A 10,767-nucleotide genomic window follows, 5' to 3' on the forward strand; every position below is an offset into this window, starting at 1 on the left:
GAACTTGTCAGATGGGTGGAAACGCGATGCAGCCATTGGCGAACGTGACCCCGCTCAAGCCCGCCGCGCGCGCCGGCGCGATCGAGGTGAAGAACGTCGGCCAGGTGTTCAAGACCCGGTCGCAGGACGTCGTCGCGCTGGAGGACGTCTCGCTGGAGGTCAAGCCCGGACGCTTCGTCGTGCTGGTCGGCCCCAGCGGCTGCGGCAAGTCGACCCTGCTGATGATGATGGCGGGCCTGCGCCAGCAGACCGCGGGCACGATCACGATCAGCGGCGCGCCGATTCCGCAGCCGGATCCCGACAGGGTCGGCGTGGTGTTCCAGGAGGCGAGCCTGTTTCCCTGGCTGACGGCGGAGGACAATGTCGAGTTTCCGCTGGCGCTGCGCGGCGTTCCCAAGGCCGAGCGGAGGGCCAAGGCGCAGGATGCGCTCAAGCTGGTCGGGCTCGACGGTTTCGGCAAGCGCCATCCGCATGAGCTCTCGGGCGGCATGAAGCAGCGGGTCTCGATCGCGCGCGGGCTGGTGCAGGACCCGCCGGTGCTGCTGATGGACGAGCCGTTCGCGGCGCTCGACGAACAGACGCGCATGACCATGGGCGACGAGCTGCTGCGGATCTGGGCCGCCACCGGCAAGACCGTCGTGTTCGTCACGCACAGCCTGACGGAAGCCGTCTATCTCGCCGACGAGGTGATCGTGATGTCGGCGCGGCCCGGCCGCATCGTCGACCATCTCCAGGTTCAGCTGCCGCGGCCGAGGACCTACGAGATGCTGAGCGGGGATGCCTTCGGCAGCCTGCGCGACCGCATCTGGCGGCACATCCGCAAATCGGCATGAGGCGGGGATGAGCGCAAGGATCAGTGCCAAGACGCTGCGATATCTGATCGTGATCGGCTTGATCGCCTTGTGGGAGCTGCTGCCGCGCAGCGGGCTCATTGCCGAATTGTTCCTGCCGTCGCTGTCGTCCACGTTGATGGCCGGCTGGACCGACGCGGGCGAGTACGGCCATGCGCTTGCGGTCACACTCTACGAGGTCGTGGTCTCCATGGCCTTTGCCTGTGGCGGCGGCATCCTGCTCGGCGCGATCGTTGGCAGCCTGCCCGGCCCGCGCATCCTCATCATGCCGATGGTATCGAGCCTCTACGCGGTGCCGCTGGTGATCCTCTACCCGGTCTTCACCGTCTGGCTCGGCATCGGTTCAGAGTCCAAGATCGCGTTCGCCTCGATCTACGGCTTCCTGCCGACGATGCTGGCGACCGCGGCCGGCATCCAGACCATCGACCCGCAGCTGCTGCTGGCGGCCCGCAGCATGGGCGCGACGCTGAGCCAGCGGCTCGTCCGCGTCATCATCCCTGCGGCGATTCCGACGGTGCTGTCCGGCCTGCGTGTCGGCGGCGCGCTGGTGATCGTCGGCGTGGTCGTCTCGGAAATGCTGATCTCCTCGGCCGGCATCGGCTATCTGATCTCGCGTTACCGCACCATTCTCGACAGCGCGCACGTGTTCGCCGGCGTGCTGCTCGTGCTGTTCCTTGCGATCGGCTTCAACGCCATCATCAGGTGGATCGAGCGCAAGGCGGCGATCTGGCAAACCGGCACCCGTGGCGGTCAGTCCAATGACGAGATCGCATCGGGCGCGATGCAGCCGGCGACCTGAGGTACGCGCGTGTACGACCTGACCCTAACATTCGACAACGGCCCCGATCCCGACGTGACGCCGCGCGTGCTCGACATTCTCGGCCAGCGCGGCATCAAGACCACCTTCTTCGTCATCGGCGAGAAGCTCGCCGATCCCGAGCGGCGCGGCCTTGCGGAGCGCACGCACCGCGAGGGGCACTGGATCGGCAATCACACCTTTACGCACAGCATTCCGCTTGGCGAGCAATCCGGGCGCGATACCGCGGAGAACGAGATCGGCCGTACGCAAGACGCGATCGGCAACCTCGCTCATCCGCAGCGCTGGTTCCGGCCGTTCGGTGGCGGCGGCAATCTCGACCGGCGGCTGCTCAAGCCGTCCGTGGTCGATCATCTCACTCGCGAGAAGCACAGTTGCGTGCTCTGGAATTCCATTCCTCGCGACTGGGATGACCCCGAGGGCTGGACCGAGCGTGCGCTCGACCAGTGCAGCCGGCAGCCTTGGACGCTGATGGTGCTGCACGACCTGCCGACCGGCGCGATGGATCATCTGGAACGGTTTCTGGATCGCGCCGCCGCGGCCGGCGCCCGCTTCCGCCAGGATTTCCCGCCGCCTTGCGTTCCGATCCGCAACGGCGAGATCGCGCTTCCCATCGACGACTATGTTTCCTCCATCGAAGAGAGTGTTTGACCGATGAAAGTTGCAAGCTTCACCATCGCCGGCACGGCGAGCTATGGCATCGTCACCGACAAAGGTGTCATCGACGCCGGCAAGCGCCTGAAGGCCTATCCGACGCTGAAGGCACTGCTTGCGAAGGGCTCGCTCGACGAGTTGAAGAAGCTGGGCGGCGAGAAGCCCGACTACGCGCTCGAGGACGTTAAATTGCTGCCGACGGTCCCCGATCCCGACAAGATCTTCTGCATCGGCGTCAACTACGCCACGCATCTTGCCGAGAGCGGTCACCCGACGCCGGCGCATCCGATGATCTTCACCCGCTTCGCCAACAGCCAGGTCGGTCATTGCCAGCCGATGATCCGGCCGCTGGAATCCGAGCGTTTCGACTACGAGGGCGAAATGGCCGTCATCATCGGCAAGGCCGGCCGCCGCATCTCGCGTGAAGCCGCGCTCGGCCATGTCGCCGGCTATGCCTGCTACAATGACGGCAGCATCCGCGACTGGCAGCGCCACACCTCGCAATTCGCGCCGGGCAAGAATTTCGCCGGCACCGGCGGCTTCGGACCGTGGATGGTCACGACCGACGAATTGACCGACATCAGCAAGCAGACGCTGATCACCCGCCTGAACGGCGCGGAAGTGCAGAAGGCGCCGATCTCCGATCTCGTCTTCGACGTCCCCGCCCTGATCGCCTATTGCTCGACCTTCACAGAGCTCGCGCCCGGCGACGTGATCGTGACAGGCACGACCGGCGGCGTCGGCGCCTATCGCACGCCACCGTTGTGGATGAAGGGCGGCGACACCGTCGAGATCGAGATCTCCGGCATCGGCATCCTGCGCAACCCGGTCAAGGACGAGGGTTCAGTCGCGGCAACGCGCGCGGCCTGAACGGTCGCGCTCAACAACGACAAGCCACAACAACAAGAAGAAAGAGAGCCCCATGCCCATGCCGTCGCACATCCTGCCGACCACCGTAGTCGGCAGCTATCCGCAGCCGGAATGGCTGGTGAACCGCGCCATGCTGTCGAAGGTGGTGCCACGCACGCGCCTGCACGACATGTGGCGGTTGCCGCCGGAGCATCTGGAAGAAGCCCAGGATGATGCCACCATCGTCGCGATCCGCGACATGGAGCGCGCCGGCATCGACATCGTGACCGACGGCGAGATCCGCCGCGAGAGCTACTCCAACCGCTTCGCTACCGCACTCGACGGCATCGACGGGGACAATCCCGCGATGATCGTGGCACGCACCGGCAACACGCAGACGCCGGTGCCACGCGTCGTCGGTCCCGTGCGGCGCAAGGGCCCGGTCGAGCTTCATGACATGCAGTTCCTGCGCAAGAACACGGAGCGTGCGGCCAAGATCACCCTCCCCGGTCCGTTCACCATGAGCCAGCAGGCCAAGAACGAGTTCTACAAGGACGAGGAAGAGCTCGCGATGGCGCTCGCCGAGGCCGTCAACGCCGAGGCGCTCGATCTGCAGAAGGCCGGCGCCGACGTGATCCAGCTCGACGAGCCCTGGGTGCGCAACAATCCGGAGCTCGCCAAGCGCTACGCCGTCAAGGCGATCAATCGCGCGCTACAAGGGATCACGGTGCCGACCGTGGTGCATCTCTGCTTTGGCTATGCCGCCGTCGTGCCGGGCTCGAACAAGCCCGCCGGCTATTCCTTCCTTGCCGAACTGGACGACACCATTGCCGACCAGATCTCGATCGAGGCGGCGCAGCCGAAGCTCGATCTCGGCGTGCTCAAGGATTTGTCGTCGAAGAAGATCATGCTCGGCGTGCTCGATCTCGCGGACCCCGAGATCGAGAGCGTCGATATCGTCGCCGATCGCATTCGCAACGGTCTGAAATATGTGTCGCCGGATCGTCTCGTCCCGGCGCCCGATTGCGGCATGAAATACATGCCGCGCGCGACCGCGTTCGGAAAGCTGAAGGCGATGTGCGATGCAGCGGCGAAAGTCCGGCGCGAGCTTGGCTCGGCGCTATGAGATTTGGATGAACCGTCATCGCGCTTCAGGTTTTGTTCGAGCATGATCCTTTAGGAAAAACGCTACACGCTTTTCCGGATCATGCTCCAGCGATTTTCGCGCCAAGCGTTTCGGCGAGGGTCTCACGCCCCCCGCTTCGGCCCGATCGCCTCGAAGGCGGCCTTCTGCTCGTCGCTCAGGTCGGCCTGGAAATCGTCGAGCGCGTCGGCCACGCCGTTCACCGCCTCGCGCAACGTCTGCAGCCGCGCCTTCACGGCGGCAAGGCGGGCCTGCGCCGTCGCGGCGGGCTCGGTCGGGCAGGCGCTGAGCTTCTGCATGGTGCGGAGCGCGGTGCCCTGCAGCACCTCGAGGCGGGCGCGGGCGACCTCGTCGAGATGGAGGGTCGCGGCGATGTCGGCAGCGGGCCATTGCTGCTGCACCAGCTGCTCGTATTGGCGCTGCGCGTTCACGTCGTAGCGGGGATCGTAGTCTGGCTTGCAGGCTGCGGCCGCCTGCGAGTCCTTGCGCTGAAGCGCGGCTAGCGCGGCGCGGCGTTCATTGGCGAGGGCGTTGAGCTTGGCCTTCTGCTCATCATTGAGGAGGTCGACGAACTTCGACAGCGGCGCTTCGACGGTTTCGACGGCCTTGATCATGGCCTCGATGCGCTCGCGCATCAGGCCGAGGCGAGCCGCAGCATCCGCGGGCACCTGCGCCGGGCAGGCATCGCCGATGGCCTCGGCCGCCGCCATCCAGGCCGACGCCAGCTCGTCGAGCGCGGCGCGCTGCAACTCGTTCGGCTGCACGGCGCCCGCGATGCGCTCGACCGGCAGGCCGCCGGTGTCGCTGGCCTCGCAGAGGGTCTCGGCGGACGGCACCCGCGCACGCCGGCCCTGCGACCTGGTATAGGCGGCGAGCTCCTTCGCTGCATAGGGCGTGAACAGCGCGGCATAGATGTCGCCATAGCCGTAGAGCGAGAGGCTGGTCGCATCGCCGAGAATGATCGCGTTGGTGAGATCGTCATGGGCGAAGGGCCAGAACACCGGGCCGGCCCAGCCATAGCTGCCATCGGGGTGGCGCCACCAGCCCTGCGATTTGCGGCCACCCTGCCAACCCGCCAGCGCAGCCTGCGCCGTGAGCGCCGCGCGCATGACGTAGGGGTTCGACAGTTGGCCGCGCTCGGCGCGGGAATCCTGACGAGGGTCTCGCGACCTCAGCGCTGCGGAGCGGTAGCGGCTGCCGCGCACCGCCATGCGCGAGTGGCGCAGGCGCGACATCCCCATCATGTGGCCGACGGCGAAGCGCGCCACGCCGAGCGGACCGCCGCGCAACCCGAACTGCGCCTCGGCCTTGTCTGGCAGCAACACTGCCCCAATCACGAGAGCTGCGCCCGCCAGCGCCAGTCTCATGCGCCCCGACATGATTGCCGACTTGACCGCCGACCTGGCCACGTCCTGGCCCTCCCTCGTGGCATGCGCGCAATGCGCCGCAGTCACAATGACGCGCAAGGGAACCGAACGTTCCGAAGCAGCACAGGGCAAAGCGTCGCAACGCTCGTCGGCAACGCCGGAGCGGCGTCACTCCGCCGTTTGCGGCACCACGAAGGTCTGGCCGGGATAGATCAGGTTCGGGTTCTGGATCTTGTCCCGGTTGGCCTTGAAGATCACCGCGTAACGGGCGCCGTCGCCGTAAGCGAGCCGGCTGAGCGCCCACAGGCTGTCGCCCTTGGAGATGACCCGGCTCCCGCCATCCGCCGGGGGAGCGGTCAGCACGTCCGTCGGCGAGGCCGATGCCAGCGTGGTCGGCGCCGGCGCATGGGCGAGCGCTTTCGGTTTCGGCGCGCCGGTCAAGCGCGGCCGGGCCGCCGGCTTGTCGGGCGCCGACGCTAGGCGCGGCGAGGCGGATGGCAGGGCGGCCACGATATCCGGCTTCTCGTCCGGCTTCTCGGCCTGCTTCGTCTCCTGTCTCGCCTCCTGCTTCGCGGCCGGTGCGGGCCGCGCCGCTTCGGCGATGGTCACGGGCATGGTCCGGCCGGACTCTGCCACCGTGCCGTCCGGCGCCTTGGCCCGGAGCGTCAGCTCATAAGAACCGGCAGGCAATTGCGGCGGCGTCATCACGAACTGGCCCGAAGCGTCCGCGACCGCGGTATCGAGCGGCTTGCCGTCGCGCAGCAGCTCGACCCTCGCGCCCGGCGCGGCGCGGCCGGCAATCACCGCGGCTTCGCCGCGCTCGTCGATGCGGCCGACGTCGAAACGGGGGCCGGCATCTGCGGCCGGAGCCGGCGGCTTGCGAGGCACAAGATCGCCGAGCGCGGCCACCTGCTTCTGCGTCTCGGCCAGCACGCCCGCCTTCGGCTCGGTGCCCTGCGTCGGCGCTGCTGCGGGGGCAGGCGGTGCGGCGGCGGCAAGCTCCGGCTTGGGCTCAGGTTTGGCCTCAGCCTTGGGTTCAGCCCTTGGTTCGATCCTGGGTTCGACCTTGGCCTCGACACTGGGCTCGATCTTTGCCTCCGGCCTGGCGGCGACGACGGTCTTCGCCCCGTCCGGCAGCAGGCGGCGCAACTCGGTCGGGCCGACCACGAGCGCAGTGCCGACAAGGGCGAGCAGACAGAAGGCGATGAAGGCCTTGGATGCGGTGATCATCTGAAGGGACCTTGGGTGGCAAATCAGCCGACGGCGGCAAAGTGCGCCGATTTGGCTGCGGCAGCAAGACGGTCGTAGGGATGATTCCTGCCATCCCCGGGATGAACCGGTGCTGCCCCGCAATACCCTAGGCCTCGACGCAGGTCGGCCTCGGTTACGCCCCCGCCGTGAGCGTCCAGAATTCGCGCCATCTGAGGCGGCCGAGCGCAGCCAGCCGCCTCCAGGACCAGCGGGACCGGCCTGCGACCAGCGAGGCGCGGGCGAGAAGGAGGTGGGAGATGATGTCGATCACGGCAATTCTCGCCTTGCGTCCGCAGCATCCGGCCGGACTGCGACCGGGCTGCTGCGCCTCTTGTTGTGCGCGGCCGGCATGGCCCCGCTTCCAGGATCATGTTGAAGGGCGAACCGGCAGCCTTTGCGATCTGCGAGAAGCCGCCCTGACGCAACACCTGCGCGATACGCTTCTCGCCGGCCTGCGCCCCAAGCCCCAGACCAACGTCCTGGCTCAGCGACGTCGGCAGGCAGATGTGGGTGGAGCCCGCGTAGTAAACGCGCCCGACCGGATTGAGATTGTCGGCGAGACTGTCCCCCGCCGTCGGCTCCACCAGCATCAGCGTGCCGTCGTGCTTCAGAGCACCACGGATGTGTCGGGCGGCGCCGACGGGATCGCCCATGTCATGAAGTGCGTCGAACATCGTCACGAGATCGAAGCCCGATCCGGCGAAATCCTGCGCCCGGGCGACTTCGTACCGGAGATTCCGCACGCCGGAGATTTCGGCCGTTGCGCAACCGATCGAGGCATCGTCGTAGTCGATGCCGATGAACTCCGAGTTCGGGAACGCCTCGGCCATCAGCCGTGTCGAATAGCCATGGCCGCAGCCGACGTCCGCGACCTTCGCACCCCGCTCCAGCTTCTCGACGACGCCGCCGAGCGCAGGCAGCCATTCGGCGATCAGATGCGCACGATAGCCAGGCCGGAAGAAGCGGTCGACGCCGCAGGACATGCAATTGCAGTGATCGCTCCAGCGCAAGCCTTTGCCGGTTCGGAACGCGTCAGCGAGGCGCGGCTCGTCGTGATAGACCGCCGGCAGCAGGCTGAAGCCGCCCACCATCGCGACCGGGCTGTCTTCATCGGCGAAGACCGCGCTCTGCTCCGGCGTCATGCTGAACGTATCGTCGGTCGCCTCGTAACTCACGAAGCCGGAGGCCGCCTGTGCCGACAACCATTCGCGAACGTAGCGCTCGTGAGTCCCGGTCCGATCGGCGAGCTCGGCCGCTGTCATCGGGCGTTCGGCCAGCGCGCGGAATAGTCCCAGCCGATCGCCGAGGACGACCAGCGCCGCATTGGAGGCGGCGCCGAGTTCGTTGACGACGAGGCCAAGCAGCTGCTCGAGCTTCTTTTCATCCAGGTTCATGACTTGCTCCTTCGAAGGCGCGCACAATGCGCCCGGTAAGGTGCGACATACGGTGTCTGGACTTGGCGATGCAGAGGCAGAATAGTCAGCTTCGAGCCAATCGAGCCAAAGGCTGCAGAATGTCACGTGGACGTGTACGCGTGAGTATTCCCGTGTTTGCCGAATGCGACCCGTCGATCATCTACGGCGTGTTCGACACGTTGTGGGGCGCAGGACGCATATGGGACGGCGTCAAAGGCGGCACGCCCGACGGCTTGTTCGAGCCGCGGCTGGTCGGCGCCGAGCCCGGCCCGATCACGCTGATCACCGGCGTCAGCATCCTGCCGCAGGACGTCGCCGATCAGGTCGCATCGACCGACATCGTGTTCGTGCCGAACGTGATCGTCACCGTGAAGACCGGCACCGCCGGGCTCGACCGGCGGCTCATCGCGTGGATCAGGAAGATGCACGAGGCGGGCGCGCAGATGTACGGGTCCTGCGGCGGGTCGCTCGTGCTCGCCGAAGCCGGGCTGCTCGACGGATGCGAGGCGACCACACACTGGGTCTACGAGCCGGTGTTTCGAAAGCACTTCCCGGAGGTCAAGCTCCGCATGGAGCGCGTTCTGGTGCAGAACGGCCCCGGACACAATCTGGTCTGCGGCGGCGGCGCCTCGTCATGGCAGGATCTCGCGCTCCTGATCGTCGCCAAATACGGCGGCACGGAAGAGGCGATCCGCATGTCGAAGGTCTTTCTCTACCAGTGGCATCGCGACGGACAATTGCCGTTCGCCTCGATGGTGCAGAACGTCGATCACGGCGACGGCGTGATCACGCGGTGCCAGGACTACATCGCGCAGAATTATCAGCGGCAGGACGTCATCGCGGCGCTGGTGCAACACTCCGGATTGCCGAAGCGCTCATTCGATCGCCGCTTCCGGGCTGCGACGGGCTATTCGCCGCTCGCCTATGTGCAGACGCTGCGCATCGAGGAGGCCAAGCAACTGCTGGAGACGACGGAAGCTGCGATCGAGGACATCTGTCGTGAGGTCGGCTACGAGGACGTAGCGTCCTTCCGCCGCCTGTTTCGAAAGCAGGCCGGCGTGTCGCCGAAGGACTACCGGCGCAAGTTTCAGCTTCCCGATTACGTGGCGGAATCCCGGCCCCCGACCCTCCGCCAGCCGGCCCGGCCCCGGCGGGCGGCAGGCTAAAGCGCGACATCCTTCCGGATCATGCTCTGGAAGCGGGAGCTCACATCGGCCGTCGGGCCGCCTGCACTTCGACGAATTCAGAGTCGGGGTGGCCGACGATCGTGGCGACCATGATGCCGCTGATGATCAGCGACCAGGCGGTGTTCCAACAGATCCAAAACACGAGCCAGCCTCCGTTTCCATCCCTCGCTGCCGCACCAAGCCAACTTCACAGCGATGCCGCCGTTCCCGGCGCACGACCCCGCCCTGACGTCCGGCGAGGCACTATTTTGGTTTGGTCGGTGGCGGCGCGCGATCGGTTTGGCCGGTGTGGCGCTTTGCCACGACGTCGCCATCGCGCTCACCCTCGCGCGGGCGCGGCGGAGGCTTGGGCTGGCCGGCCTGACCGCCATGCTTGCCGCCCATGTCGGGCTCACCTTCGAGATCGTTTTCACGGGGCATGGCGCTTCAATGCGAAAGGCACGGCATTGGTTCGAAGCGGCACCGGGTATTTCGCCGATGAGGAACATCGCGGCCCTTCGCTGGCGGGAAGGATCAGGAGCTGCGAGGAATTGCGGCCGAGGGACCTACGTAAACATCCGTAATTTGCCGGATTGCCCGTTGGCCTCATATCTTCGTCATGGATCGACCAATTGTCTTCAAATGCCCTCAGACCGGCCTGAATGTGCAGCATCTGCTTACCGACGAGCCGGGCGATCGCACGCACGTGTCCGTGTCCTGTCCGGCCTGCACGCGCTTCCATTTGATCGAGCGCTCTTCGGGCAAGCTGCTGGGTGACCGGCGCAGCTGACCGCGACCGCCGCCGGCCGCCAGGTGGCTTGGGCGACGAGGGTAACCGGGCCTGCCAGGACCGAACCTGTTGTTCAATCCTGCGACTCATCAAAGACTTGCCGCGACCGCCTGCGGCCGCGCATCCTGTTTCCGGACCACGCGGCCGTAGTGCGCGCGGCGTCCGTCTGCTATCGATTGAAGCCATAGCCCTCGTGGAATTTCCGATGCGTCATTTGCCCCGTGCCGTCCTTCGAAACCTGTATCCCGCAGCCGTCGCCGGCCTGCTCGTGCTCGGCCCCAATCCGGGGCTTGCCGCCGAGGACGACGCGCCCAAGGGCCCGGCGGTGACGGTTCTGAAGGTTGCGAAATCCTGCTTCTCCGACATCGTCGAGGCCACCGGCACGATGATCGCGCGTGAGGAAACCACTGTACGGCCCGAGCGGCCCGGCCTGAAGGTCACGGAGGTGCTGGCGGAAGCGGGC

The 10,767-nt window shown here is 66.7% G+C and carries 11 protein-coding genes and 2 pseudogenes; 7 read left to right on the forward strand and 6 right to left on the reverse strand.

What is annotated here, in order from left to right; all coding sequences use genetic code 11:
* The 5 genes from JHD07_RS21195 to JHD07_RS21215 form a co-directional block, all read left to right on the forward strand.
* The coding region (locus JHD07_RS21195) for an ABC transporter ATP-binding protein (protein WP_291625431.1) at window positions 1-833 on the forward strand (833 nt) is incomplete at its 5' end.
* Window positions 834-840: 7 nt separating this feature from the next.
* Entirely contained in the window at window positions 841-1,650 is an 810-nt protein-coding gene (locus JHD07_RS21200; protein ID WP_291625433.1) for an ABC transporter permease, read from the forward strand.
* A gap of 9 nt (window positions 1,651-1,659) precedes the next feature.
* Window positions 1,660-2,319, forward strand: a complete 660-nt coding sequence (locus JHD07_RS21205) for a polysaccharide deacetylase family protein (RefSeq protein ID WP_291625435.1) — start codon at window positions 1,660-1,662, stop codon at window positions 2,317-2,319.
* 3 nt (window positions 2,320-2,322) lie between these two features.
* On the forward strand, window positions 2,323-3,192 hold the full coding sequence (locus JHD07_RS21210; RefSeq protein WP_291625437.1) for a fumarylacetoacetate hydrolase family protein: 870 nt from the start codon (window positions 2,323-2,325) through the stop codon (window positions 3,190-3,192).
* Between the two features lie 52 nt (window positions 3,193-3,244).
* Window positions 3,245-4,297, forward strand: a complete 1,053-nt coding sequence (locus JHD07_RS21215; protein WP_291625438.1) for a 5-methyltetrahydropteroyltriglutamate--homocysteine methyltransferase — start codon at window positions 3,245-3,247, stop codon at window positions 4,295-4,297.
* A gap of 122 nt (window positions 4,298-4,419) precedes the next feature.
* Here JHD07_RS21215 and JHD07_RS21220 read toward each other — a convergent pair whose 3' ends face one another.
* From JHD07_RS21220 to JHD07_RS21230, 3 genes and pseudogenes are all read right to left on the reverse strand, one after another.
* On the reverse strand, window positions 4,420-5,694 hold the full coding sequence (locus JHD07_RS21220) for a Spy/CpxP family protein refolding chaperone (RefSeq protein WP_291625450.1): 1,275 nt from the start codon (window positions 5,692-5,694) through the stop codon (window positions 4,420-4,422).
* Window positions 5,695-5,850: 156 nt separating this feature from the next.
* Window positions 5,851-6,912, reverse strand: coding sequence for a LysM peptidoglycan-binding domain-containing protein (locus tag JHD07_RS21225; protein WP_291625440.1), 1,062 nt, complete (start codon window positions 6,910-6,912; stop codon window positions 5,851-5,853).
* Between the two features lie 377 nt (window positions 6,913-7,289).
* A pseudogene (locus JHD07_RS21230) lies at window positions 7,290-8,327 on the reverse strand (methyltransferase domain-containing protein); the annotation flags it as partial.
* A gap of 140 nt (window positions 8,328-8,467) precedes the next feature.
* Here JHD07_RS21230 and JHD07_RS21235 point away from each other — a divergent pair.
* On the forward strand, window positions 8,468-9,514 hold the full coding sequence (locus tag JHD07_RS21235; RefSeq protein ID WP_291625442.1) for a helix-turn-helix domain-containing protein: 1,047 nt from the start codon (window positions 8,468-8,470) through the stop codon (window positions 9,512-9,514).
* 40 nt (window positions 9,515-9,554) lie between these two features.
* Here JHD07_RS21235 and JHD07_RS21240 read toward each other — a convergent pair whose 3' ends face one another.
* The 3 genes from JHD07_RS21240 to JHD07_RS21250 all read right to left on the reverse strand — a co-directional run bounded on the left by JHD07_RS21240 (window position 9,555) and on the right by JHD07_RS21250 (window position 10,220).
* Entirely contained in the window at window positions 9,555-9,677 is a 123-nt protein-coding gene (locus JHD07_RS21240) for a hypothetical protein (protein ID WP_291625444.1), read from the reverse strand.
* Window positions 9,678-9,778: 101 nt separating this feature from the next.
* The gene (locus tag JHD07_RS21245; protein ID WP_291625446.1) at window positions 9,779-9,955 is read right to left on the reverse strand and encodes a hypothetical protein; all 177 of its coding nucleotides are present in this window, start codon (window positions 9,953-9,955) and stop codon (window positions 9,779-9,781) included.
* Window positions 9,945-10,220: a hypothetical protein gene (locus JHD07_RS21250; RefSeq protein ID WP_291625448.1), complete on the reverse strand. Its 276-nt coding sequence runs from the start codon at window positions 10,218-10,220 to the stop codon at window positions 9,945-9,947. The genes JHD07_RS21245 and JHD07_RS21250 overlap by 11 nt, the downstream gene beginning before the upstream one ends.
* 289 nt (window positions 10,221-10,509) lie before the next feature.
* On the opposite strand from JHD07_RS21250, the pseudogene JHD07_RS21255 reads away from it, so the two are divergent.
* A pseudogene (locus tag JHD07_RS21255) lies at window positions 10,510-10,767 on the forward strand (efflux transporter periplasmic adaptor subunit); the annotation flags it as partial.

The organism is Bradyrhizobium sp. (genome assembly GCF_016462955.1).
Classification (GTDB): Bacteria; Pseudomonadota; Alphaproteobacteria; order Rhizobiales; family Xanthobacteraceae; genus Bradyrhizobium.

What these genes read in the sequence shown, in the direction of transcription:
- JHD07_RS21210 (WP_291625437.1), top strand. Translation starts at nt 2,323, where the DNA reads ATGAAAGTTGCAAGCTTCACCATCGCCGGCACGGCGAGCTATGGCATC.
- JHD07_RS21245 (WP_291625446.1), bottom strand. Translation starts at nt 9,955, where the DNA reads ATGCCCCGTGAAAACGATCTCGAAGGTGAGCCCGACATGGGCGGCAAG.
- JHD07_RS21220 (WP_291625450.1), bottom strand. Translation starts at nt 5,694, where the DNA reads ATGTCGGGGCGCATGAGACTGGCGCTGGCGGGCGCAGCTCTCGTGATT.
- JHD07_RS21225 (WP_291625440.1), bottom strand. Translation starts at nt 6,912, where the DNA reads ATGATCACCGCATCCAAGGCCTTCATCGCCTTCTGTCTGCTCGCCCTT.
- JHD07_RS21215 (WP_291625438.1), top strand. Translation starts at nt 3,245, where the DNA reads ATGCCCATGCCGTCGCACATCCTGCCGACCACCGTAGTCGGCAGCTAT.
- JHD07_RS21200 (WP_291625433.1), top strand. Translation starts at nt 841, where the DNA reads ATGAGCGCAAGGATCAGTGCCAAGACGCTGCGATATCTGATCGTGATC.